This is a genomic window from Xanthomonas fragariae (assembly GCF_900183975.1).
Taxonomy (GTDB): domain Bacteria; phylum Pseudomonadota; class Gammaproteobacteria; order Xanthomonadales; family Xanthomonadaceae; genus Xanthomonas; species Xanthomonas fragariae.
Map to the genome: position 1 here is coordinate 1,081,127 of NZ_LT853882.1, position 26,096 is coordinate 1,107,222.

The window sequence follows — 26,096 nt, forward strand, 5'->3', positions numbered from 1 at the left end:
ACCGGGCAGTTCGATCGGAATCCGCATCGAGCTCGCCCAAAATCCTGCCCGATTCGGCAGCGCGGCACATTTGGCTGAACCGATCGTCCGCCAGCGCTACCGCGCATCCGAAAACACGTCAAACCTGTGAGATTTGCCAGTTAACGCCAGTCTGCCGGGTCGCTAGGCTCGGGGTTAATCATTGCCGTAAGCAGGCGCAGGTCATGCAGTCCACTGAGGGTTACGTCAAATTCCGCGGCTACCGCACCTGGTACCGCATTACCGGCGACCTGCGCCCGGACGCCTGCCCGCTGCTGGTCCTGCACGGCGGCCCGGGTTGCACCCATGACTATGTGGACAGCTTCAAGGATCTGGCAGCCAACGGGCGCGCGGTGATCCATTACGACCAGCTCGGCAATGGCAACTCCACACATCTGCCGAATGCCGATCCCGGCTTTTGGACGGTCGGGCTGTTTCTGGACGAGCTGCACACCCTGATCACGCACCTGGGGCTGTCGCAATATGCGTTGCTCGGCCAGTCGTGGGGCGGGATGCTGGCCGCCGAGCATGCGGTGCGCAGGCCGGCCGGCCTGCGTACATTGGTCATCGCCAATTCGCCGGCGTCGATGGGTCTGTGGCGTGCCTCTGCGCTGCGTCTGCGTGCACGCCTGCCCGACGACATTCAGGCCGCCCTGGACGAGCACGAAGCCGCCGGCACCCTGGACCATCCGGCCTACCGTGCCGCAAGCCAAGCGTTCTACGCGCAGCATGTGTGCCGCGTACTGCCGTGGCCTGCCGAAGTGGCGCGCACCTTCGCCGCCATCGATGCCGACCCCACCGTGTATCACGCCATGAACGGCCCTACCGAATTCCATGTGATAGGCAGCTTGCGCAACTGGAGCATCATCGAGCGCTTGCACCGCATTACCGCGCCCACGCTGGTGCTATCGGGCAAGTACGACGAGGCCACACCGGAAACCGTCGAACCGTATGCGCGCCTGATTCCGGACGCACGCTGGCATGTGTTCGCCAATTCCAGCCATATGCCGCACGTGGAAGAGCGCGCTGCCTGCATGCGCCTGGTCGGCAATTTCCTGGACGATCAAACGCCCTGGTCCGGCGGACAGCTGGTGCGTTCGTCGGCCCTGGCCGATCGCGCCGTGTGAGTGCCCGGTGGCGTGTGCACGTGAGAGGTGTGCGTTCTGCCGATCGGTTTGCTTGGCGCAGGTGCCCGCTGAGGCATCTGTTACTTCGATCGACCTTTACGCAGTCGCTGGTACACCGCTGTGATGCCTTGCAGCAACGTTTGCACGTGCTGTGCAGCAGCGCACAGCAACGCCGACTGCGTACTGACCTGCACATCTGTTGAGATGCCTGCGTCTTACTGGGCGCACCCAAAGTGCCTTCCAACCCAGTAGCGATCGCTACGCAGGCTGGCATCTGCATAGACACACAAGCATCGCCAGTGCCTGTGTGCATCGATCCAAACTCATCCATAGCACAGCGCAGACGTTTCCTGCCTGGACTGTTCTTTGATGTCTATTTTGCATGTCCGGCCAAAAGAACACCGTGACGCGTCATATTTTCATTTCTTGATAATTTTTGTGTCTAAAACGTGCGAACAATGTGGCCCCACGCACCGCTTTACCTATCGCCACAACCGCTTGGAGAACGTGAACTCGTGGCTGCCGCTGCAACGCCGCGGCCTGAGCCACCTTTACAACACCGACTTCAACAACGTGCTTACTTCCGGCAGCAACGAGCGCATGGGCCGGGGGTGCGCTGATCGAGGCCGACTTCGAAAACGTAAAGAACTCGGTCGCCTGGCGCGACGGCAACGCGATCGGCTATTGGGATCTGGTCAACACCTGCGTCGGTCGCGACATCGCCTTGGAGCGTGCTGGAAAGCGTCGGCACACTCTGCGCCAACGCCACCAGCGGATGCGCTCGCAGGTATTCTTCGGAACCGCTGGGCTCCACGTACACCGCGCTGCCGGCGGTGTAGGTCACAAAGCCGAGGTCATGCCACCGCCGGTGCTGGCATCAAGCTGGCCGAGCAGGTGCGCTGGCTGGCACCGCTTCCACCCAGCCGATCCGCGCAGGTTGCCGGGATCGGCTGTTTTGTCGTGGCGATGCCGCAAAGCCGCTGTCAATCAAGTGCGTGCGGTTCCGGCTTTCGGCTACGTGCCGCCAGCGCACCGCCGGTGCCAGATCCGATCGACTTCAACTTTGCCGCTGCGGCGGGGCGCAGCGGTTGTGCCAGGCTCGCGCGGACCTGGAAGATCGAAACGGCGCTGGTCAGCTGTCCGGCCTGCTCCTCCATCGAGCGCGCCGCTGCGGTGGCTTCTTCGACCAGGGCCGCGTTCTGCTGTGTCGCTTCGTCCATCTGGATCACGGTCTGGTTGACCTGCTCGATGCCGGTCGACTGCTCTTGCGACGCAGCGGAAATCTCGCCCATGATGTCGGTCACGCGCTGCACCGACGACACGATTTCCTGCATGGTCTGCCCGGCTTGGCGGACCAGGCCGGAGCCCTTGCTAACCTGGGTGACCGAATCGTCGATCAAACTCTTGATCTCCTTGGCCGCGCCGGCCGAGCGCTGGGCGAGAGTGCGCACCTCGCTGGCGACCACGGCAAAACCGCGGCCCTGTTCGCCGGCGCGCGCTGCTTCCACCGCGGCATTCAATGCAAGGATATTGGTCTGGAAAGCGATGCCGTCGATCACCGAAATGATGTCGGCAATCTTCTTCGAGGAAGTCTCGATGCCGCTCATGGTGGTGACCACCTGACCGACCACGTCGCCGCCCTGCGAGGCCACCGTCGCCGCGCCGACGGCCAATTGGTTGGCCTGGCGTGCGTGCTCGGCATTCTGCTTGACTGTCGAAGTCAGCTCTTCCATCGAAGCGGCGGCTTCCTCCAGGCTGGCGGCCTGCTGCTCGGTGCGCCGCGACAGATCGTCGTTGCCGTTGGCGATCTCGCTTGAGGCGCTATTGATGTTGCCTGCTGCCAGCTGGATGCGGCCGACGATATCGGCCAGCTGCTCGGTGGTGGCATTGGCGTGGTCGCGCATCCGCGCGAACACGCCCTGGAAATCGCCCTGCATGCGAACGGTCAGGTCGCCAGCGGCAATGGCCTGCAGCAGCTTGGACAGCGCCTCCAGGTTGCCGTCGGCGGTGGACATCAAGGTGTTGAGGCTTTCGACCATCGTGCGGAAGTCGTACTGGAAGCGCTCGGTGTCGCCGCGCACGCTGAAGTCGCCAGCGGCCGCGGCCGCGGACAGCTGGCCGATCTCGCGATTCATCGCGACCAAATTCTGCTTGACTGTATCCATCGTCGCAGTGAGCACGGCTTTGTCGCCCGGCAGCCGCTCCATGTCTTCGGAAAGATCGCCGATCGCATAGCGGCCCATGATCTGCGCCAGGCGCATCGTTACCGCGATGTGCGAGCCCGCCAGTGCATTGACGCCGCGCACCATGTTCCCGTATTCGCCGGGAAACGCGCTCTCGTCCATGCGGTAACTGCTCTCGCCCGCGTCGTGTCGACGCGCCATGTCCAACTGCGCGTCGATCACTTCTTGTAGACGGTCGCGGATCAGGTACACGGCGCTGGCCAGCTGCATGGTTTCGTCCTTGCCGGTCACCTTGACTTTGACGTCGAGCACCCCGCGCGACAGCTGCTGGACCGCCGCAACCGCTTGTTGAATCGAGCGGGCGATGGCGTTGCCTAGCAATAGTGCAATGCCGATGCCGGCCAGTGCGATCAGCACCAGCGCGATTACCGACATCGTCATGGCCCGCGCGTCGGAAGCCTGCTGCTGCAGATAGCGTGTCTTGGCGGAGTTGCTCAGGTCCTCGCGCAACGCGGCAAGTCCGGCAAACGTGGCGTTGGCGTTGTCCTTGACCTGGGTGCGGTTCACTTCCGCGCCGCCCGCGATATCGCCGGCTTCGATCAACGCAACCTGGCGCTGCATGCCCAGGCGCATCCGACCGTAGCTGGTGGCGATTTTCTGAAGTTGCGTTTTGTGCTCCGGCTCGCTCGTGAGCAAGCGGTTGAGTTGTGCAATGCTGGCTTCGACTTGAATGAATCGCTTGTCGTTCTCCTGCTTCCACTGCGTAATCAGATCAGGCGTGCCGATGGCGATCATGCGCAGGATGTTGATATCGACCCGCGTCAAGTAGCCGTCGACATCGCTGGCCAGCACGGAGCCGGTGAAGTCCCGCTGGTAGAGGGTGCCCACGTTCTCCTTTGAGTTATCCAGGCTGTTCAGCAAGAACAGGCAGAGCAGGATGCAGGGGACCAAGGTGCCCAGCAATGCCAGCAGAAACTTGTTTTTGATGGTGGATAACATTAGGGGACCTTGGTGAGAAAAAGTAGGTGGCGCGAGAAAAGACCCGACCGGACCAGCGAAGCCCGCTGACTGAGCTAGCCGGCGCTTCTCTGGATAACGGCCGTCATCACGCAAGCTTTACGCGCTTAAATGTGATTGGATTCATAAATAGTCGTCCCTGAAAAATCCCCTTCAAGCGCCAAGTGCCGTCGGTGACAGCGGCACGGTACTCAAGGATGACCATCTCATCGCCCGCATCCAGGCACGCAAAAACGCGATCCAGCGCAGCAGCCAGCGCAGGTTGTAGCCAGCGGCGCAGCCGAGCACGTGCAGCGCATCGCCTTGGGCACCTTTCAGCCTGCAGCGACGCAACCGGCAGTCGTCTTTCAGATGTCCGATCACCGGCTCCACCGCCTGCCGTCGCTTGATCCAGCGCCATTGCCGTCGCGTCAGCGTCTTGGCCTTGCCGCGATGCAGGACCTGCACGCCATCGACTTCGCGCCCGCGATAGCCCAGGTCCACGATCGCCACCGTCGGTTCTACGCTCACATCCTGCAGCAACCCGCGTGTCTGCTCCAGCTGCTCGGCCAAGGTATCGCCGTCGTACGGGTTGCCCGGGAAGCTGCGCGCACCCACGACCAATCCCTTGCAGGCGGTGACCGCAATGCCGACCTTGACGCCGAATTCGTACGCTTGACGCGCCTTGCCCTTGCCGATGCATTCCACTTCCGGGGCATGCAATGCGTACAGTTTTTGTTTGTCCTTCGGACGCTGCGTGTACAGCCGTTGCGCACGTTCCAGCCAGACAGCGATGCGCTCGCGCACGCCGGTGTTTACCTGATCGAGTTTGCGTTGGATGTCGCGCACGAGCCGTCCCAGCACTGTGCGTTGACGTCGCAGGACGCGCCGCATCCGCTTGAACTGGCGCGCATGCGCATACCGACCTGCCTTGCGGCTCAGGGCCGGGCCTTGCCGCGCGTAGCTCTGCCGCAATCCGATGCCGTGCCGCTTGGCCAGTAACACCAGCTTCTTGCGTGCCACCTCCAGCAAACGGCTGTCGGTCGGATAGGCAATCGCCTTTTCCTGCACCGTGGTGTCCACGATCACCCGCGACAACTCGCGTGCGTCCACCGCCTGCATGGCATGTGCGGCGTTGATGGTGTGCGCCAACACCTCTTCCATCCCGGCCTCACCCAGGCGCTGCCGCCAGCGCGTCAGCGAGCTGGCATCGCACGGCAAACGCGTCTGGAACACGACCTCACCGGTGAAGAACTGCCAGTACGGATTCTCCAGCCAGCGCTCGCACACCGCTTCATCGGACAGGTCGTAGGCGTGTTTGAGGTAGAGCAAACCGGCAATCAGCCACACCGGCAATGCCGGCCGACCGCCACCGGCCTGGGTGGCCGGCAAGCGCGATGAAAGTGCTTGCTCCAACGCCGTCCACGGCATCCGTTGGCTCAGCCGCGCCAGCGGATGACGCAGATCGATCTGGTTCTCCAGCCGCGAACGAAACAACTCATCGGCAGGCATCTCTTCGGCAGCAGGACGGCGTGTACGCATGGGCGGAAATTGCAAGAAACCAGCCTTCAGCGTAGCGAACACCGGTAGTTCTGGCACGCCGGTGCAGACATCAAGGCCTTGCGGTCGTTGGGTGGTTGGGGTTTTTCAGGGGCGACTGATTATTCCGACCGAGAGGGGCAATCTGCTGGTAATCAGTAATGCCGACGGCGAGCGGATCGTCGCGCAGATCCAACAGCGTCGCGCCAGCTACCTGCGGCGCGAATACGGCGTCATGCTTGCCGAAGAGCATCCCCAACAGCGCCGCAACCGCTTCAAATGGCTGCATCGCGAGGGCGTATCGAGCGACGAGCAACTGGAGCCGCGCCTGCAGCAGGTGGATGCCCGCGATCCGGCGCTGCTGTCGTGCGGACGGTGCCTTGGTGCGCGCAATCACGGGGGGGTGATCATGGTGTCTCACCTCGATATGCAGGGTGTGTATCTCCATACATCCGGCGTCGCCGACGCCCAGGCAAGGCGCGCCTTGCTTGCGCTTACGCAGGGCTGCGAAGCGAAGGACGGGCGCGATGCAGCGGACAGGCGTCCACGTCCACGCTCGAGCGACGACGTGGCCTTCGACGGCTCGCGGTGGGAGAGGGCCGCCGGCTGCCAACTGCAGGGTCGGGTGCTTGGCCATGCGCTCGGTGCTGCTGAACAGATACGGCGGTCGTCCATCGGCAGCAGCACCGGCCAGTGGTCGAAACGACCCGGCACGACCCGCCACGAAGCGTGCGTCGTGCCCAGGCCATTACTGCGCCATCGCTACGCGGTATCGTGTCGCGATTCCTGCCAATCGACCAACCCAATGCCGCACCCGTCCCTGCCTCCCTGTCCCGCCGCTCCGTCCGCCACCCCTGCATTGCGCCACGCGCTGAAACCGCGGCAATTGATGATGATGGGCCTGGGCACGGCAATCGGCGCCGGGCTGTTTCTCGGCTCCGGCGTGGGCATCCACGCGGCCGGGCCGGCGGTGCTGGTGTCGTATCTGATCGCCGGCGCGTTGGTGATCATCGTGATGAACGCGCTGGGCGAGATGGCGGCTGCCAAGCCGGCCAGCGGTGCGTTTTCGGTATACGCGGCCGATGCGATGGGGCCGACCGCCGGTGCGACGGTCGGCTGGTTGTGGTGGCTGCAGATCGTGGTGGTGATCGCGGCCGAAGCGGTCGGCGCGGCAGGCTTGCTCGCCTCGGTCTGGCCGGTGTTGCCGGTGCCGTTGCTGGCGCTGGTGTTCATGGCCATCTTCACTGCGATCAATCTGCTGGGAGTGCGCAACTTCGGCGAGTTCGAATTCTGGTTCGCCATCCTCAAGGTCGTGGCGATCATCGTGTTCCTGCTGATCGGTATGGTCTTGCTGGCCGGCTGGTTGCCCGGCGTGACATCGCCCGGGCTGTCCAACGTCACCCAGAACGGCGGCTTCGCGCCCAACGGCCTGGCCGGCGTCGGCGCGGCCTTACTGGTGGTGGTGTTCGCCTTCGGCGGCACCGAGATCGTGGCGGTGGCCGCGGCGGAAACCGCCGACCCCGGCCGCAGCCTGGCACGTACCATTCGCACCGTGGCCTGGCGCATCCTGGTGTTCTACATCGGCTCGATCAGCGTGATCGTGGCGGTGGTGCCGTGGACCAGCAAAGCGCTCAGCTCGCCGTTCGCCGCCGTGCTGGACGTGGCGCGCATTCCCGGTGCGGCCACCGCCATCACGCTGGTCGCGGTGGTGGCATTGCTGTCTGCGCTCAATGCAAATCTGTATGGCGCGTCGCGGATGATCTTCTCGCTGGCACAGCGTGGCGAAGCGCCGCGGTTGCTGGGCAAGACCAGCGGCGAGCAGGTGCCGCTGGCGGCGGTGATCGCCAGCGTGTTGTTCGGCTTCGCAGCAGCAGCGCTGGAGTTGCTGTATCCCAACAAGGTGCTGCCGATGCTGCTCAACATCGTCGGCGCCACCTGCCTACTGGTATGGACGATCTCGCTGCTGTCGCAGCTGATCCTGCGCGCACGCGCGGACCGCGCCGGCATCACGCTGCCGTTCCGCATGCGTGGTTACCCGTTCCTGACGGTGCTGGCTCTGGTCATCCTGGCAGTGATTTTCGTATTGCTGGCGTCCTCGGCTGATACGCGCGCGCAGTTCCTGTCGATGGTCGGTTTGGCCGCTGCTATTGCCGTGATCAGCGAAGTGGCGCGACGCGTACGTGGCCGAACTTGAATGTGTGGGTCCAAGTGGGGAAGCGGGCGCGTCGGTTGTGGTCACAGACCCGTAAGGCGCTACATGAGCGCGTGCAGCGCCTACAGCGGGTGTGTCGTCGATCGCGCTGCGCGCCGTCGAGGCACGCAGCGCCGTGGCGATCGAGGCGGACGCGTTGTGCAATCTACCGGCACGAGAGCAGCTGCGAACGAACATTCGGGCATCGGCGGGCGAACACCAGGTGGATTGGATCAATCCCATCGCGGCTTGCGGCATCGCGACGGCGTGGGTCGACCGCGTCATCGCCTGAGAGCCGTCAGAGCATGTTGACTGGAGCTAAATGGCAAATGGTCATACAGCAGCGGAAACAGGCTGCAGTGAGCTTCTGCACACCGTCGAAGCGAGAACACGCAAGCAGTCTTGCGGTTTCCTTCCCGTCAGACGGGCGAGCCTCTGGATCTGCTGATTCTGTTCATTTACTATCATTTTGGTAGATTCTGCTCGCCCCATCAGGTAGCTCAGAGATTATCGGCTTAATATCAAATAACGACAAAAGCGCATCGTTTAATTCTATAATTTTTTCAGAATTCATTGCCGGGGTTCGTCCATGAGTGCCGTTTCGCCTGAGAGTTCTGCTGTCTTGCCTGCCGCCCACACGCTGGATGCATTGCATGCGCTGGCTTATCCTATCGACACGCATCTGGACTCCCTTTATCTGTCGCGGTTGGTCGGTTGCGACTTCTGGAAGGGCGATTGGAAGGCGAATCGACGCTCTCTGATAATCTGGCTGATCAACAAGACCTCGCCGAGAGGTCGCAATCAACCGCTGATGTACCATGTGAGCGGTCCAGACTTTCTCGCGGGCGGTTACGGCGGCGCCTGTTTCAGCGCCCACGCGCTATGGGAGAACCTCATTGCCGTGCCTTTTCTCGACCCTTGGAAAAACTGGGTGGATCATCAGCGCTATGTCGAGGCGGTGGTGGCGGCAAGCGAGGGTCGGATGCGGCTGGCACGCAGCGCCGCTGAGGTGCGCGCGATTCGAGCCGAAGGTCTCTGCTGCGCCATTCTGTCGTTGGAAGGCGCGCATATGCTTGGTCCGCGCGGTATCAGCAGCCAGGCGCTGCGGCTGAAACGCCTGGAAATCGCTGCGAAGGCCGGCGCCGCTTATTTGACGCTCAACCATTTCAGCCATACCGACATATCCCAGGCCGGCTATGCGCCGCTCAATCCGTGGCGCAGTATCGAGGGCGGGGGGCTCTCGGAGTTCGGCAAGGAGGTCGTGGAGCGCTGCATCGATGTTGGGCTTCTGTTGGATCTCTCCCATACGTCGGGGCAAGGGATTATCGACGCCTGCGGCATCTGCACGCGGCGCAATGTGCCGGCCTTCGCCTCGCATGGCGCATCGCGCAGCGTCACCCGTGGCGCCGAGACGCGGCCGTCGCGTCATCTCGACCGGGGGCTCGACGACCAGGCGATCCGTGCCATCGTTCAGACCGGTGGCTGCATCAGCGTCATTTTGGCGCCGTACTTTCTGCAACACTCCTATCTAGCTGACGGCAAGCCGAATATGGATGCCGATCTGGCTTTTGTCATTCGCTATTATGAAGCCTTCGCTCGACAGATCACCGACATGGGTATCGTCGCAGATCCGTGGAAATACTTGAGTTTCGGCAGCGATTTCGATGGCGGCATTTCCAGCTTGCCGATGGATATGCGCAGCGGCGCGGATTTGCCCAAGCTCACGCAGGCGATGATTGATGCCGGCTGGCCTGCTCAACGCATTGTCGATGTTTATAGCGGCAATTTCCTGCGGGTCTGGGAGCGGGTGCGGCCGTAGCGTTGTCCAGCAAACCTGCGTCCGAATTGGAGATTGGCGCGTTGGGCCGTCAATCGCGCGCCAGTACGTTCTTGCCAGAGCCGGGCACGTCACTGCTGCAGCCTTGTTCCGACCTCGTTCGCCTCCAAGAAATGCGTGCTGCATTGCACGCTGGGCGTAGCGTCGCGTTGCAGCGCAAGCGCGGCAGTTAGCCGCAGATGCGACGCCATGCCGCATCGGGAACGAGCACGACCGTCCTCAGTCGCCCCTGAAAAACCCCAACCACCCAACGACCGCAAGGCCTTGATGTCTGCACCGGCGTGCCAAAACTACCAGTGTTCGCTACGCTGAAGGCTGGTTTCTTGCAATTTCCGCCCATGCGTACACGCCGTCCTGCTGCCGAAGAGATGCCTGCCGATGAGTTGTTTCGTTCGCGGCTGGAGAACCAGATCGATCTGCGTCATCCGCTGGCGCGGCTGAGCCAACGGATGCCGTGGGCGGCGTTGGAGCAAGCACTTTCATCGCGCTTGCCGGCCACCCAGGCCGGTGGCGGTCGGCCGGCATTGCCGGTGCGGCTGATTGCCGGTTTGCTCTACCTCAAACACGCCTACGACCTGTCCGATGAAACGGTGTGCGAGCGTTGGCTGGAGAATCCGTACTGGCAGTTCTTCACCGGTGAGGTCGTGTTCCAGACGCGCTTGCCGTGCGATGCCAGCTCGCTGACGCGCTGGCGGCAGCGCCTGGGTGAGGCCGGGATGGAAGAGCTGTTGGCGCACACCATCAACGCCGCGCATGCGATGCAGGCGGTGGACGCACGCGGTTGTCGCGGGTGATCGTGGACACCACGGTGCAGGAAAAGGCGATCGCCTATCCGACCGACAGCCGTTTGCTGGAGGTGGCACGCAAGAAGCTGGTGTTACTGGCCAAGCGGCACGGCATCGGATTGCGGCAGAGCTACGCGCGGCAAGGCCCGGCCCTGAGCCGCAAGGCAGGTCGGTATGCGCATGCGCGCCAGTTCAAGCGGATGCGGCGCGTCCTGCGACGTCAACGCACAGTGCTGGGACGGCTCATGCGCGACATCCAACGCAAACTCGATCAGGTAAACACCGGCGTGCGCGAGCGCATCGTTGTCTGGCTGGAACGTGCGCAACGGCTGTACACGCAGCGTCCGAAGGACAAACAAAAACTCTACGCATTGCATGCCCCGGAAGTGGAATGCATCGGCAAGGGCAAGGCGCGTCAAGCGTACGAATTCGGCGTCAAGGTCGGCATTGCGGTCACCGCCTGCAAGGGATTGGTCGTGGGTGCGCGCAGCTTCCCGGGCAACCCGTACGACGGCGATACCTTGGCCGAGCAGTTGGAGCAGACACGCGGGTTGCTGCAGGATGTGAGCGTAGAACCGACGGTGGCGATCGTGGACCTGGGCGATCGCGGGCGCGAAGTCGATGGCGTGCAGGTCCTGCATCGCGGCAAGGCCAAGACGCTGACGCGACGGCAATGGCGCTGGATCAAGCGACGGCAGGCGGTGGAGCCGGTGATCGGACATCTGAAAGACGACTGCCGGTTGCGTCGCTGCAGGCTGAAAGGTGCCCAAGGCGATGCGCTGCACGTGCTCGGCTGCGCCGCCGGCTACAACCTGCGCTGGCTGCTGCGCTGGATCGCGTTTTTGCGTACCTGGATGCGGGCGATGGGATGGTCATCCTTGAGTACCGCGCCGCTGTCACCGACGGCACTTGGCGCTTGAAGGGGATTTTTCAGGGACGACTAAGCAAAGCTGCCACGCTCATGGAGCAGTTCGAGCGCCGATGTACTGAATTGGGACAACAACAGCAGCGTCTTGCGCAGCAGCTGGAGCAGGTAGCGCAGTCGTTGCCTGCGGTGGTGACCCGTTCGGTGGAACAGATACTGCAGCGCGTCCCTGAGACATTCATTCGCAGTATCCAGCAGGGCATTGACCAACCGGTTGCCGATTTCGAGAAGCGTTTGCAGCAGGCTGGTCGCTTGATCGGTGACGGCGCGCAGTCCTTGTCCGATCAGCTCGGACGCATCGAACGCGGGCAGCGCCTGCTGTTGTGGAAAGGTGCGGCGGTCATCTTGGGCAGTCTGCTGCTGTTGCTGGGCGGCGGAGGATGGTTGCTGACCCAGTATCGCCAGGAGATCCGCGACAACCAGCTGCGTGCCGAGCTGTTGCGCGCCTACAACGCTGCCGACGTGACACTGTGCGGCGGTCGGCTGTGCGCCAATGTCGAGATCAAGAGCGCTGGCTTCGGCGATCGCCGGCAGTATCGGTTGGTCAAGCCGCGCAAATGTCGGGCAGCGCCTGGGTATTGCGTGCTGCCTATCCTGGCTTGGCGAACGCGGTGAGCGCGCGGCGGTGACACGCTCCATTGCTGGCGCATGGCGCATGGCGCATGGCGCATGGCGCATGCGCATCAGCTGGCCCGGCGATGGACTGGACGCCGTTGGAATATGCGGCAGGCATCACGACGGTGGCACCTTCAACGCCCGATACGGCGGGGTGGACATCACCATCTCGGCCAGCGAATAGGCCAGTTCGCGTTCGGCCAGCACCGCGCCATCGGCGCCGTGTTCGAGCAGATGCTTGACCTCGGTATCGCTATGCGCGCGCGCCAGCAGCGTCAGCGACGGGTTGATCGCGCGCAGCTTGGTCAACGCTTCACCGGCTTCCAACGGTTGCGGAATGGCCAAAATCGCGATCTTTGCGTGCTCTGGGCGCGCTTCGGCCAACACGCGATCGGCGGCCGCGCTACCACGGATGCCGGGGATGCCGGCGGCATGCGCCTTGGCCACGTGGTCGCCGTTGTCGTCGATCACCAGCACCGGCACGCCACGGCTGCGTAGCAGCTGCGCCAGTGCGCTGCCGACGCGGCCGTAGCCGATTACGATGGCGTGGCCGTCCAGCGGCAGCGCCGGGCCGGGTGGAAGCTCCGGCTGCGCCGCCGTGGGTGCGTGCTGCGCCTGTTTAGCCTGCCAACGGTCCAGCAAGGAGAACAGGAACGGGTTGGCGATGATCGACAACAGCGCGCCGGCCAGGATCAGATCGCGCCCGGTTTCGGGCAGGATCGCCAACTGCACACCCAGCCCGGCCAAAATGAAGGAGAACTCGCCGATCTGCGCCAGGCTGGTGGAAATGGTCAGCGCCGTGCCGGTGGGGTGGTCAAACGCGCGCACGATCACGAACGCAGCCAGCGACTTGCCGAGGGTGACGGTCAGGAACGTGGCCAGCACCTGCCACGGATGTTCGACCAGGATCATCGGGTCGAACAACATGCCCACAGACACGAAGAACAGCACCGCGAACGCATCGCGCAACGGCAGCGAATCGCTGGCGGCCTTGTGGCTGAGTTCGGATTCCTTGAGCAACATGCCGGCGAAGAACGCACCCAGCGCGAACGACACGCCGAACAGCTTCGCCGACACGAACGCCACGCCCAGCGCGATGCCGAGCACGGCCAGGGTGAACAGTTCGCGCGAGCCGGTGGCGGCGACTTTTTCCAGCGACCACGGAATCACCCGGCGCCCGATCACCAACATCACCCCCACGAATGCGACCATCTTCAGCACGGTCAAGCCGAGCGCGGCCAGTAGCGAGGTGGGCCCGCCAGTGTGCGCGGCAGCCGATGCGCCGGTGCCCAGCACCTCGGCCAACGCCGGCAACATCACTAAGGCGATCACCATCGCCAGGTCTTCGACGATCAACCAGCCCACTGCGATGCGGCCACGCTGAGTTTCCAGCAAGCGGCGTTCTTCCAATGCCCGCAGCAAGACCACGGTACTTGCCACCGACAGCGCCAGACCGAACACCAGGCCATGCATCAACGGCCAGCCCATGCTCCAGGCCAGCGCCCAACCGAGCAGCGTGGCCACCACGATCTGCGCCAGCGCACCGGGAACCGCGATCCACTTCACTTCCATCAAATCGTCGAGCGAGAAGTGCAGGCCCACGCCGAACATCAGCAACATCACACCCAGCTCGGACAACTGGGTTGCCATGGTCTGGTCGGCCACGAAGCCGGGCGTGAACGGACCAACGCAGACACCAGCAAGCAGATAGCCAACCAGCGGCGAGAGTTTCACTTTCTGTGCGAGCGTGCCCAGCACAAAAGCGACCGCGAGGCCGACGGCGATAATGTCGATGAGGCTGGTGTCGTGATGCATTCCAATCCGTTGTGGGACTGTCCGAAAGAACGTCGAGGTCGACCCGGCCAACGGCGCTGCGCCGGGCGTGGCCTGCCGGCATTGCGTGGTGATGGCTGGCGTCCTGCGCCGGGAACAGGACCGCACAGCAGGTCCTGTTAGTCTGGATGTCTATAGCACACAGCACATGATTAACGCGATGCGACACGCACCGCTCGTGCGCATGAGAAATGGCGGCGTTGGGCCGCGTTTGGATCGCCCGGTAATGCCGATGTCTTTGCAACATCGATACCGATATCGACACCGTTGCGGCCGCGGCCGCAGTCGTCCAGCATCGCACCGATGCAGCGTGGCTGTCTGTCAAGAAGTGACCGATTTCCCGGTGCGTTGCATGTGCAGGTCGTCCCCACGTCCAGCGCTGCTGCTGCGCCAAATCAATCGCCGCCGTCGGCCGCGATCAACGCAGGTGCAGTGGCGCGTGCGCGATCATCTATCGCGTGGCGCCATTGGCCGGACCGACATGGTGAATTCTCGCCCTCTCCGCACGTAATGCAGATGCATATGGCATCCAATCGAATTTGGCGACAATGCGAGGCGCGCAACGACAAACACCGCCGAGCGATCGGCGGTGTCTGCAATGCGAATGAGCCGATCGGAGGCTCCGATCAGCTCTTTACTGATCAGAACCGGTAGGTGACACGGCCGTACCAGTAACGTCCGTTGAAGCCGAACGGCGATAGCGACGAATATTGCAGACCGCCGGCGCGGTCGTCGTAGGCAGTGTTCAGCTGCACCTTGGTCGGATACTGATTGGTGATGTTGTCGACACCTACGGTGACGGTGAATGCGTTCCAGGTCTGGCTGGCGGCCAGATTCAGCAGCCAACGCGCGTCGTAGGTCTGGTCTTGGCTACGATCGGCCAAGTCGCCGATGCGCTTGATCGAACCGTAGCGGGTGGCGTTGAAGTTCAGCGCGAACTCGCCCAACGTCCAATCCGCCGATGCCATGTACTTGGTCCGTGGAGTGGCATCGGTGAGCAGGCCCTGACTGGAGCGTCCGAAGTTGGGGCTGGACAACTCCAGGATGGCGGTCTTGTTGTAGTTGGCGCTCGCGCTCAGGTTGAGCTTGCCGTACTCGCCCAGATCGGCGAGGTAGCTGTTGATCCAGTCCACGCCACGGGTGCGGCTGGTAGCGCCATTGACGAAGAACTGCACCGCGGCGACCTGGCCGATCGGCTGCGCCAGCTGCAGCTGGTCCGAATACAGAATCTGATCCCAGATGCGGATCTGATAAACGTCCAGGCTGGAGGTGAAATTGGACGTCGGCTGCCATACACCGCCGATACCGTAATTGGTGGATTTTTCCGGGCTCAGCGGACCGGCGCCCAGGGCAACCGCGACCGGGTCGGAGGTGCGATAAGTGCCGACCTGCACCAGCCCGCCGTTCCCGGTCAGGGTCACCACCGACGCATAGTTCTGCTGTGCCAGCGACGGCGCGCGGAAGCCGTTGGAAATGGTGCCGCGCAGCGAGAACGTATCGCTGAATGCGTACCGCGCCGACACCTTGCCCGAGCGCGTTGAGCCGGCATCGCTGTAGTTTTCATAGCGCCCGGCGATGCCGCCGGATAGCTTGTCGGTGATGTCCGCTTCCAGGTTGGCGTAGACCGCGTTGCTGTGGCGCCCGAACTTGCCGGCGACCGACGGCTCCAGGCCCGAGAACACCTGTGCACCGCCCGGGTAGGGCTCGCTGGTGTCGGGATTGATGGTGTTCGGGTCGAAAAAGTACGAGTCCGGCGAGCCGGCGGTGATCTGGTAGCGGTCCTGGCGATGCTCGGCACCGAAGGCGACATTAATCGGATACGCCAAGCCCCAATCGAAGGACCTGTTGACGTCCAGGTTGATCGTGCCTTGCTCGGTTTCGAAGCCACCGGAATTGAAGTTGGTCGGCGAACTGCCGGTGGTCCAATACAGATTGGTGTTGATGGTGTTGAGGATGTTGAAGGTCATGTCGTTCTTGCCGTAAGTGGCCGACAAATCCCAATTCCATTCGCTTGCGGTGCTGCCTTTCAGGCCCAACACGGCCGAGCGGTCGTTGGTGGGGTTATAGATCTGCGGCAGGAACCCGTTCGGATAAATCGCCTGCACGTTGCGGCTGGTGTTGTCAGCGGCGCGGTAGTAACCGTTGGAGGTCACTTCGCGACGACTCATGCTGAGGTGGCCATACAACTCCAGAGTCGGCGAAAACGTGTAACCGAAGGCGGTCAGGCCCTGATAGAAGTTGGACGCCGGGTCGCCATGGCGCTGATACGGAACACCGCCGGGATTGGGCGTGCCCGGAACCGTGGTGGCGCGGTTGGTGTTCTCGCCACGGTTGGTGCTCATGGTGTTTTGGTAGTTCCAGGACAGCCGCACCCAGCCCGGTGCCTTGTCGCCGCCAGTGCCGCCGAATGCCTGGCCGACCGAGCCGTCGATGCCGTTCTGCTCGCCATCGCCCTTGTCCATGATGCCGCCGTTGACCGAGATGCTGTTGCTGCCGACATCGGCGCCATGCTTGAGCACGATGTTGACCACGCCTGCAATCGCATCGGAGCCGTATTGCGCCGAGGCGCCATCACGCAGCACTTCGATGCGCGCGATTGCAGACATCGGCAGCGAGTTCAAATCTGCCGGCGCAGAACCGCGGCCGACATATGGGTTGTAATTGATCAGCGACGAGGTGTGATAGCGCTTTCCGTCGACCAGCACCAGCACCGCATCCGGCGACAGGCCGCGCAATGTTGCCGGGCGCGAGGCGTCGTTACCGTCGGAAATCGCCGGGCGTGGGAAATTCAGCGACGGCAGCAATTTGCCGAGCGCGGTGGCGATGTCGGTCGCACCGGTAGCCTGCAGCGATTGCTCGCTGATGATGTCGATCGGCGATTCGGATTCGGCCACCGTGCGATCGCTCACGCGCGTACCGGTGACGATCAACGTGTCCAGGGTTTTCTGCGGCTGGGTCGGCTGCGACTGCGCATTGGCAGCGAACGAACAGACGGTGAGTGCGACCGAAATCGCAAGCGAGAGTGCGTTGGAGGTGTGCATGGGAATCAAGGCTCAAAGTGGATAATGGACGCAGCGATGAAGCGCGCGTAATGCCGGGGGAGTGCGATTGCGTACGGGTGATCGGTTGTGCCTGCGCGCCGGGTGTTGCCGCAATGCGGCGCGGCTTGCGCAGGAAGGACATCGATCTGCACGCGGTGTCTCGCGGTGCGCATCTTTGCTGAAAGACGCGTTGTTGGATCTCCTGCTCTCTCATCGGCGAGAGAGCAGAAGCATTACCGTGTTGCCTGTGTTGTTTGCAACGCCTCAGCATGGCGTTGCAGTGCGATGCAAGCGCTGGCCACTGCCGACCAGCGCGCGGCGGTTTACCACTTGTAGCTCACGTTGGCGTACACGAGCGCACCGTTGAAACCAAACGGTGAGGCGCTGCTGTAAGGCAGGTAGGTGCGTGTGCCCAGCCCGGCTTCTTGGCGGTCCGGATATTCGTTGAGCACGTTGTCGCCACCGATGGTGAAGTTCCAATTGTTCAACTTGTAGGACGCCGCCAGATCCAGCGTCCACTTGGCCGCGTAGGTCTGGTCGCTGCCAGCGTTGGTGCCGAAGGTGCTGAACTCGCCCCAACGCGTGGCGGTGCCGGTAAACGACCAGTGGCCAGGCGACCAGGTGCCGCCCAGGAAGAACTTGTCGCGCGGCGTGCCTTCGGTGATGCGACCGAGTTCGGCACGGCCGATGCGCACCGCGCCCGGATCGATCGCTTCCAGCGCTGCCGGGTTGTCGGCAATCCGTTTCACTTCGGTCTTGTTGTAGTTGTAACCGGAGGTCAGCTCCACGCTGCCGCTGTCCAGATTCCAGCGATACGTACCGACTGCATCCACGCCCTGGGTCTTGGTGTCCACCGCATTGGTGAAGTAACGCCCGCCACCGATGCCTGGGAAGCCATGGGCCTGCAGATAGTTGCGCGCTGCCGTGGAGGTGAGGTTCTCCGACAGCACGATGCGGTCATCGATATCGATGCGATACGCATCGACGGTGATGTAGAGGTTTTCGACCGGCTGCAGCACTACGCCCAAGCCGTAGTTCTTGGATTCTTCGGCCTTCAACGGCTCGGCGCCGAGTGCGATCGCGGCCGGGTTGTCGGTGCGGAAGGTGCCGATCTCGAACGGGGTCGCGGTGACCGTGCCGTTGGGTTGCGCCACGTTGAGGAACTGGGTGGCGATCGACTGGAAGTTCTGCTGCTGCAATGAGGGCGCGCGGAAACCGGTGGACGCGGTTGCACGCAACGCGACCTTGTCGGTGAACGCGTAGCGCAGCGACAGCTTGCCGGTGGCGGTATCGCCGAAGTCGCTGTACTTCTCGTAACGCCCGGCCAGGCCGGACGACAATTTGTCGGTCAGATCCGCTTCCAGATCCACATATGCCGAGTGGCTGTTGCGGTTGTAGTAACCGGCATCGGACAACTTGAAGCCCGGGAACACCTGTGCGCCGGGAAGCAATGCACCGTTCGCGGACGCAATGCTGCCGTTGGCCGAGGAGGCTGCATCGCCGGGCGACTGATTGAACTTCTCGCCGCGCCATTCCGCACCGAAAGCCAGTGTGACCGGATAGGCCATGCCCCAATCGAGCGTCTTGGTGAAGTCGGCATTGAGCACGTTCTGGGTGACTTCCAGCGTGCCGGCGTGGAAATTGGTGGGGCTGGTCACGCCAAGGCTGTTGTTCAAGCTGTTGCGCACATCGAAGGTGAGATTGTTCTGGCCGTAGTTGTAGCTCAGATCGATGTTCAAGCCCCCTTCGGTGGAGGTCTTCAACCCGCCTACCCACGACACGTCCTTGCTGACGTTGTAGATCTGCGGTAGGAAGCCGTCCGGATAGATTTCCGGGCGATTGCGGTTGTCGCCGGCGAAGCGGAAATAGCCGTTGGACAGCACTTCGCGACGGCTGACCATGCCGAACGAGTAGAAGGTCAGATAATCGGTGGGGCTGTATTGGCCATTGAAGGACATCGCACCCTGGTCGATCTCGGGGTCACCGTAACGCTGCTCCACGCGGCCCTGGAACGGCAGTGCGCGGTTGGTCTGATCCGAGTGCCCGGCCTGCGCGGCCAGATGCACCTTGCCGGTCCCGGCGAAGCTGAAGCCGGCATCGCCGGACAGCTGATACTGCTCGCCGTCGCCAGCGCTGTACTTGCCGTAGCGGCCATTGACGCTGCCGCCTTCACCGCTGCCCTTGAGCACGATGTTGATCACGCCGGCGATAGCGTCCGAGCCGTATTGCGCCGAGGCACCGTCGCGCAGCACTTCGATGCGCTCCACTGCGGCGATCGGAATGGTGTTGAGATCGGCCGGCGACGAGCCGCGGCCCTGGGTATCGTTGAGATTGATCAGCGCAGTGCTGTGATACCGCTTGCCGTTGACCAGCACCAGCACCTGGTCGGGAGACAGGCCGCGCAGCTGCGCGGGGCGCACCGCGTCCGAACCGTCCGAGATTGCCGGGCGCGGGAAATTCAGCGAGGGGATCGCGCGTGACAGCGCGGTAGCCAACTCGGTGGTGCCAGTCGATGCCAGTGCTTGTGGCGAAATGATGTCGATCGGCGATGCAGATTCGGCCACGGTGCGATCGGCCACGCGAGTGCCGGTCACAATCAATGTGTCGAGGGTTTTTTGGGTAGGAGCTTGTGACTGCGCGGATGCGGTTGAAGCGGAAAACGACAAAGCAAGAACAACGGCGACTGCGAGTGGACTGGTCTTGCAATTCATGCGGTGACAACTCCGAGTGGGGAACGGATGCATCGCAGGGACCCTCCCGGGCCGCGTCCGGCGGCAGCTGCGGTGCGTTCTCAACCATTAACCACGCGTAACCACATGTCAAATTTTGGTTACGCTGCGCAAGCGGCTGGCACGCGCAGCGTGCCGATGACATCGTTGTCATAATGCACCAAAGTGATGCATTGCATGCGCCCAGCCTGCTATTGCGGGGTCTGGCTTGCACCATCATGGACATCGATACCAGTTATGAAACTTCTGCATCAAACTGTGATCTGCACCGCATCGGCGTTGCGTTGCGCAGCACGATGGAGCACGGCTTCGATCGTGTTGCCATGCGAATCGATCGCCAACGCGGTGTAAGCGCGGTATAAGTAGTGCCGGTGATACCGCCACCCAACCGGGCGCGCTGTTGTCGCGACCACCATGGACAAGCGCAGCGTGATGAAAATGCACGTCCCCCAACGTGCAGAACACGCTCTCAAGTGTGACGGCCAGTCAGTTCGCTTTGCGCAGCGGTGTCGCGGTCGAAGACGCATAGCTCATCGGCCCGGAAGAAACCATCGCCCTTGTCACCGACCGTGATGCCGAGGACCTTGAGTGCGCCCTGGTAGAAACGTTGGCTGGCCGGCAGGTCCTGCACGAGCCAGATGCGGGTGACCGATCAAGCGGTCCGCGGGACAGCTGCGCTGCTTCCATGGTGCGTGCTCCGGCGGTGACGGGAGTACTGGTGATGGCACCCTAAGAACCTGTTCACGATCTTTCCTGATTGGTGCAGACTCTGCGGATGCGCCAAAAAACCTATCCGAGCGACATGAGCCGGGAGCGTTTCGAACACATCCTCCCGATCCTGGAACAAGCGCGCAAGCGCACCAAGCCACGCCGAGTGGATATGTATGAGGTGTGGTGCGCAGTGTTGTACGTGCTGCGAACCGGTTGCCAATGGCGAGCGCTACCCAGCGACTTTCCGAAGTGGCGGACCGTGCACGCGTACTTTGCCAAGTGGAGCGAGTGCGACGATGAAGGAGTGAGCCTGCTGGAGCGGGCGCTCAAAAAATCAGGTTGGCGTGGCCCGCCAGAAACAGGAGCGCAACATCTTCAGCAGGTTCTTGATCGTGGACGCGCAGAGCGTCAAGAACACGGACACAGCCGGGCAAAAGGGATATGACGCGGGCAAAAAGGTGTCGGGCATCAAGCGGCATATCGCTGTTGATACCCAGGGGTTGCCCCATGCCATCGCGGTGACGACGGCGGAGGTGACCGACCGCAAAGGTGCGCTGCAGGCGCTGGAGCGCTGTCAGTCAAACTTGACGCATGTACAAAGCCTGCTGTGCGACAGTGGTTACACCGGAGTACCGTTTGCCGAAGGCGTGCGAGAGATTCTAGGCGAGCAGCTCACGGTGCAGATTGCCAAGCGCAGCGAACTGCACACCTTCAAGGTCATGCCCAAGCGCTGGATCGTCGAGCGCAGTTTTGCCTGGCTGGAGAAAAACCGAAGGCTGTGGAAGAACTGCGAGCGCAAACTCAACACCAGCTTGCAGTTCATCCATCTGGCCTTCTTGGCGCTTCTACTCAAAAGATCGTGAACAGGCTCTAAAGCCGGTAGCTCTTCACATTGCATCGATGCATGCCGCCGGATGGTTGCATGGACACGCTCAGCCAAAACGCACACGCCCCAGACTGGCCGGGGCGTGCGGTCAAACGTCGACATCTCATCGTGCGGTGCGCCAGATCGACAAACCTCGCAGGGCTTGGCGCAGTTGATTGCAGCGCTTACCAGCGGTAGTTGATGCGGCCGTACACATAAGCACCGTTGAAGCCGAACGGCGACAGGTTGCTATACGGGAACTGGCCGCTGGTGGAGTTGGCGATGTTGTTCTCATCCGGGTACTCGTCGAGCAGGTTGTCCGCACCCAGCGTCAGTGTCCAGCGATCGACCTTGTAGCTGGCCGACGCATCCACCACCCACTTGGCGCCGAAGGTCTGGTCGTTGATGGCCGCGGCCGGGCGAGTGCTGTACTTGCCGTAGCGCGTTGCACCCAGCGCCAGCGTCCAGTGCTCCAGGTTCCAACTGCCATTTATCAGGAACTTGTCGCGCGGAAAGCCTTCTTCGATACGGCCACGCTCGGTGCGATCGATGCGTTCCAGGCTCAATCCATTGGACGATAGGGCAGCCGGGTTATCGGCGACGCGGCGTACTTCGGTTTCCGAGTAGTTGTAACCGGCGGTCAGGTCCACGCTGCTGGCGGCGAGCTGCCAGCGGTAGCTGCCCACCATGTCCACACCACGCGTACGGGTATCTACCGCATTGGTGAAGTAGCGCCCGCCGTTGATGCCGAAGATGCCCTGGGATTCCAGCAGACTACGCACGCCGGTGCCGGTGAGGTTGGACGACAGCACGATGCGGTCGTCCACATCGATCTGGTACGCATCCACGGTGAGGTACAGCGCGTCGGTCGGCTGCAATACCAGGCCCAGGCTGTAGGACAATGAGGTTTCCGCATCCAGCGGCTCTGACCCCAGCGCGCGCGCAACGGTGCTGTCGGCGGGGAAGGTGCGGATTTCGAACGGGTTCGGATTGCCGGCCAGGAAAGTGGTGCTGGTGGACTGGAAATACTGCTGCGCCAGCGACGGCGCGCGGAAGCCCGACGACACCGTGCCGCGCAGCGCGATCTTGTCGGTAAACGCGTAGCGCCCCGACAATTTGCCCGAGGCCAGGCTGCCGAAATCGTTGAAATCTTCGTAACGACCAGCCAGGCCGGCAGAGAACTTGTCAGTGAAATCGGCTTCCAGGCCCGCGTACAGCGCGTAGCTGTCACGCGAATACTGCCCTGACACGCTCGGTGCGAAACCGCCGAAGCCCTGCGCACCACCTGCCAGCGTGCCGCTCTGGAAATACGAGCCCACTTCGCCTGGCGACTGGTTCCACTTTTCGTTGCGGTATTCGGCACCGAAGGCCACTGTCGCCGGATACGCCAGACCCCAATCGAAGCCACGCTTGATGTCGATGTTGACGATGTTCTGCGTGGTTTCCAGCGCACCGTCGTAGAACGCCGTCGGCGAGGTCGGGCCCAGGCTCACATTAAGCGTATTGCGGGTGGAGAAATCGATCTTGTTGTAGCCGTAGTTGTAGCTGGCATCCCAGTCCCAACCGCTGGCGGTGGAACCGCGCACGCCGGCGACCAGCGAGCGGTCCTTGGCGTAGGTCTGGATTTCCGGCAGAAAGCCCTGCGGATAGATCGAAAAGATGTTCTGGCTGGTGCTGCCCGGCGCGCGGAAGAAAGCGAACGAGGTGATGTCGCGGTTGCTGACGGTGGCGAACGCGTAGCCGGTGATGCTGTCGCTGAAGGCGAATTCGGTGTTGGCAGAGACCGCCTGCGCATTGACGTCCGGGTCGCCGATCTTGAACGCCTTCTGGCCCACTGCCGGCTGCGAGGCGCTGGGTGCGCCAGCGTAGGCACGCGCACGGTCGGTCGGGTCCTGCTGGTTGAGCTGGGCGGCCACATGCAGCCAGCCGCGATCGCCGCCGTAGGCCACGCCGGTATCGCCGGACAGCTCGTAATTGCTGCCATCGCCTGCCGAATACTGGCCGAAGCCAGCCTGCAGGCTGCCGCCTTTTTTTGCACCCTTGAGTACGATGTTGATCACGCCGGCGATGGCATCGGAGCCGTATTGCGCCGAGGCGCCGTCACGCAGCACTTCCACGCGGGCAATCGCGGCGACCGGAATGGTGTTCAAGTCCACCGCCACCGCGCCACGGCCGATGGTGCCGTTGAGGTTGAGCAGCGAGGAGGTGTGGCGGCGCTTGCCGTTGACCAGCACCAGCACCTGATCCGGCGACAGACCACGCAGCTGCGCGGGGCGGATTGCGCTGGTGCCGTCGCTCAACGCCGGGCGCGGGAAGTTCAGCGAGGGCAGCGCACGTGCCAAGGCGGTCGCCAACTCCGGGGTGCCGGTGGCCTGCAGCGATTCGGCGCTGATGATGTCGATCGGCGACTGCGATTGCGCCACGCTGCGGTCTGACACGCGGGTGCCGGTAACAATGATCGTATCCAGCGTATTGGCGGGAGCCGTGGCCGGCGCGGCGGTCTGGGCGAGGACGGGAGACGCGAGCAGCGCCGAAACGACGGCGATCGTGAGCGTGGACAACGGATAATTCATGACGGTTCCGAACAAGGGTCCATGCAGGACCAGCGAGGCTAGGCGGGCTATGGTCGTGGTAAGGCGAAGACGAGGGCAGCCAGCCTGAAAGCGCTAATTATTCACTAACGCTAGAATGGCGTCGCAGGAATGCTGCTCATCTGCGCATTCCTTTTCGTTCTATCGGACTGTTCATCAATGATTTCCCTGCGCAATTTCTCCATGCGACGCGGCGAGCGTCTGCTGTTGTCCAACGTCGACTTGACCATGCATGCCGGCTACCGCGTCGGTGTGGTGGGCCGTAATGGCACCGGTAAGTCGAGCCTGTTCGCCGCGGTGAAGGGCGAACTGGAAGCGGACAAGGGCGATGTCGACCTGCCTGGCAAGGTCCGCACCGCCAGCGTTTCGCAGGAGACTCCGTCGCTGCCCGACCCGGCGCTGTCGTTCGTGCTTGGCGGCGATATCGACGTGTCCGCGATCCTGCAGGAAGAGGCCGCGGCCACCGCGCGCGAGGACTGGGAAGCGGTCGCCAACGCGCACCAGAAGATGGCCGAACTTGGCGCCTACGACGCCGAAGCGCGCGCCGGGAAGTTGCTGCACGGCCTGGGCTTCCCGGCCGACACCCATCACCGCGCGGTGTCCTCGTTCTCCGGCGGCTGGCGCGTGCGTCTGAATCTGGCGCGCGCGCTGATGATGCCCAGCGACCTGCTGCTGCTGGACGAACCGACCAACCACCTGGACATGGACGCGGTGCTGTGGCTGGAACAGTGGCTGCTCAAATATCCGGGCACCTTGCTGCTGATCAGCCATGACCGCGAGTTCCTCGACAACGTCGCCACCCACACGCTGCATCTGCATGGCGGCACCGCCAAGCTGTACGTCGGCGGCTATACCGACTTCGAGCGTCAGCGCATCGAGCACCTGCGCCAGCAGCAGATCGCCCACGACAAGGAACAGGCCGAGCGCGCGCATCTGCAGAGCTTCATCGACCGCTTCAAGGCGCAGGCCAGCAAGGCCACTCAAGCGCAGAGCCGCATGAAGCGCCTGGCCAAGATGGCCGGCACCGAGGCAGTGCGTGCCGAGCGCGAATTCCGTATCCAGTTCGCTCAGCCCAACCGGCTGCCGTTTTCGCTGATTCGTTTGAATCATGCGGCGTGCGGGTATGCGGCATCGCCGCGGGAGTCGGGAGTGGGGATTCGGGGTTGGCAAAAGCCTGCCAATGCCGAACCCCACATCTCCAATTCCGTCACCGTGCTGCACGATGTCGGATTTGGATTGGAGGCTGGCGATCGCATTGGTCTGCTGGGTCCGAACGGCGCAGGTAAGACCACGCTAGTCAAGACCTTGGTCGGAGAGTTGGCGCCGTTGGCGGGCGAGCGTAGTGCGCATCCGGATCTGCGCATTGGCTATTTCGCCCAGCACACGGTGGAGTCGTTGCATGAAGGTCAATCGCCGATGGACCACTTCCGCGACCTGTCGCCCGATGGTTCCAATCAGGCGTTCCGCGACTTTCTCGGTAAGTGGAATTTTGCCGGCGACCGCGCATTCGAAGCAGTGGATGGCTTCTCCGGTGGTGAGCGCGCACGTCTGGCGCTGGCACTGATCGCCTGGCAGCAGCCGAACGTGCTGTTGCTTGACGAACCGACCAACCACTTGGATCTGGAAATGCGCGAAGCGCTGGCTGAGGCGCTCAGCGATTTCGAAGGCGCGATCGTGATGGTCTCGCATGACCGCCACCTGATCGGCCTGGTCTGCGATAGTTTCTGGCGTGTGGCCGATGGCGTGGTTGAGCCGTTTGACGGCGATCTGGACCAATACGCGGCCTGGCTGCGCAGCCGCCCGGCCGCGCAAGGCACCAAGCAGAAAATGGCCGAAGTCGCCCCGTCCCCGCCACCGCCGACCAAACCGCTATCGCCGAAAAAAGCCGTCAACCCGCACAAGCTGGCCAGCGCCGAAAAGCACGTGGGCCAGCTGGAAGCCGCGCTGGCGGAACTGGATCGCCAACTCGCCAACCCGGCCAACTATCCCGACAGCGACAAGATGGCCGTGCTCGGCCGCGACCGTGAGGCGACCGCGCAGCAGTTGGCGGCGGCGGAAGCGGCATGGATGGAGTTGATTGAGGGCGCTGTCTGATCGTGCGTCGTGCAGG

General features: G+C 62.9%; 15 protein-coding genes and 2 pseudogenes. 8 read left to right on the forward strand and 9 right to left on the reverse strand.

Features of this window, described 5'->3' with window-relative positions; translation table 11 throughout:
* The first annotated feature begins 203 nt into the window (after positions 1-203).
* Positions 204-1,145, forward strand: coding sequence for a proline iminopeptidase-family hydrolase (locus PD885_RS04950; RefSeq protein ID WP_002807989.1), 942 nt, complete (start codon positions 204-206; stop codon positions 1,143-1,145).
* 577 nt (positions 1,146-1,722) lie between these two features.
* On the opposite strand, the gene PD885_RS22650 is transcribed toward PD885_RS04950, so the two are convergent.
* The 4 genes from PD885_RS22650 to PD885_RS20490 form a co-directional block, all read right to left on the reverse strand.
* Positions 1,723-1,989 (reverse strand): hypothetical protein, encoded by a 267-nt coding sequence (locus tag PD885_RS22650; protein ID WP_002807991.1) that lies wholly within the window; start codon positions 1,987-1,989, stop codon positions 1,723-1,725.
* A gap of 139 nt (positions 1,990-2,128) precedes the next feature.
* A complete protein-coding gene (locus PD885_RS04960; RefSeq protein ID WP_002807993.1) occupies positions 2,129-4,327 on the reverse strand; it encodes a methyl-accepting chemotaxis protein in 2,199 nt (732 codons plus the stop codon).
* A gap of 171 nt (positions 4,328-4,498) precedes the next feature.
* Positions 4,499-5,866 (reverse strand): IS5 family transposase, encoded by a 1,368-nt coding sequence (locus PD885_RS04965; RefSeq protein ID WP_088056678.1) that lies wholly within the window; start codon positions 5,864-5,866, stop codon positions 4,499-4,501.
* A gap of 70 nt (positions 5,867-5,936) precedes the next feature.
* Positions 5,937-6,500 (reverse strand): hypothetical protein, encoded by a 564-nt coding sequence (locus tag PD885_RS20490; protein WP_108805796.1) that lies wholly within the window; start codon positions 6,498-6,500, stop codon positions 5,937-5,939.
* A gap of 168 nt (positions 6,501-6,668) precedes the next feature.
* On the opposite strand from PD885_RS20490, the gene PD885_RS04970 reads away from it, so the two are divergent.
* From PD885_RS04970 to PD885_RS04995, 5 genes and pseudogenes are all read left to right on the forward strand, one after another.
* Positions 6,669-8,057, forward strand: coding sequence for an amino acid permease (locus PD885_RS04970; RefSeq protein WP_002807997.1), 1,389 nt, complete (start codon positions 6,669-6,671; stop codon positions 8,055-8,057).
* A 91-nt stretch (positions 8,058-8,148) separates the two neighbouring features.
* Entirely contained in the window at positions 8,149-8,346 is a 198-nt protein-coding gene (locus PD885_RS04975) for a hypothetical protein (RefSeq protein WP_002808001.1), read from the forward strand.
* A gap of 297 nt (positions 8,347-8,643) precedes the next feature.
* Complete coding sequence (locus PD885_RS04980) at positions 8,644-9,873, forward strand: membrane dipeptidase (protein WP_040762606.1); 1,230 nt, start codon at positions 8,644-8,646, stop codon at positions 9,871-9,873.
* 356 nt (positions 9,874-10,229) lie between these two features.
* Positions 10,230-11,596: pseudogene (locus PD885_RS04990) on the forward strand (IS5 family transposase).
* Positions 11,597-11,637: 41 nt separating this feature from the next.
* Positions 11,638-12,216 carry a hypothetical protein gene (locus tag PD885_RS04995; protein ID WP_002808006.1) on the forward strand — a complete coding sequence of 193 codons (579 nt, stop codon included), beginning with the start codon at positions 11,638-11,640 and terminating at the stop codon, positions 12,214-12,216.
* Between the two features lie 117 nt (positions 12,217-12,333).
* Here PD885_RS04995 and ybaL read toward each other — a convergent pair whose 3' ends face one another.
* The 4 genes and pseudogenes from ybaL to PD885_RS21320 form a co-directional block, all read right to left on the reverse strand.
* Complete coding sequence (gene ybaL, locus PD885_RS05000; protein WP_002808008.1) at positions 12,334-14,031, reverse strand: YbaL family putative K(+) efflux transporter; 1,698 nt, start codon at positions 14,029-14,031, stop codon at positions 12,334-12,336.
* Between the two features lie 659 nt (positions 14,032-14,690).
* Complete coding sequence (locus PD885_RS05005) at positions 14,691-17,090, reverse strand: TonB-dependent receptor plug domain-containing protein (protein WP_002808009.1); 2,400 nt, start codon at positions 17,088-17,090, stop codon at positions 14,691-14,693.
* Between the two features lie 323 nt (positions 17,091-17,413).
* Positions 17,414-19,801, reverse strand: a complete 2,388-nt coding sequence (locus PD885_RS05010; RefSeq protein ID WP_002808011.1) for a TonB-dependent receptor plug domain-containing protein — start codon at positions 19,799-19,801, stop codon at positions 17,414-17,416.
* Between the two features lie 269 nt (positions 19,802-20,070).
* A pseudogene (locus tag PD885_RS21320) lies at positions 20,071-20,506 on the reverse strand (VOC family protein).
* An 88-nt stretch (positions 20,507-20,594) separates the two neighbouring features.
* Between PD885_RS21320 and PD885_RS05020 the strand changes: the two are divergent.
* Positions 20,595-21,393, forward strand: a protein-coding gene (locus PD885_RS05020) for an IS5 family transposase (protein WP_088056611.1) whose coding sequence is annotated in 2 segments (ribosomal slippage) — positions 20,595-20,866 and positions 20,865-21,393 — 801 coding nt in all. Because the reading frame shifts where the segments join, the coding sequence is not laid out codon by codon here.
* A 187-nt stretch (positions 21,394-21,580) separates the two neighbouring features.
* Here PD885_RS05020 and PD885_RS05025 read toward each other — a convergent pair.
* Positions 21,581-23,968, reverse strand: a complete 2,388-nt coding sequence (locus PD885_RS05025) for a TonB-dependent receptor plug domain-containing protein (protein ID WP_002808014.1) — start codon at positions 23,966-23,968, stop codon at positions 21,581-21,583.
* A gap of 177 nt (positions 23,969-24,145) precedes the next feature.
* Between PD885_RS05025 and PD885_RS05030 the strand changes: the two genes are divergently transcribed.
* Positions 24,146-26,080 carry an ABC-F family ATP-binding cassette domain-containing protein gene (locus PD885_RS05030; protein WP_002808015.1) on the forward strand — a complete coding sequence of 645 codons (1,935 nt, stop codon included), beginning with the start codon at positions 24,146-24,148 and terminating at the stop codon, positions 26,078-26,080.
* Positions 26,081-26,096 lie beyond the last annotated feature (16 nt).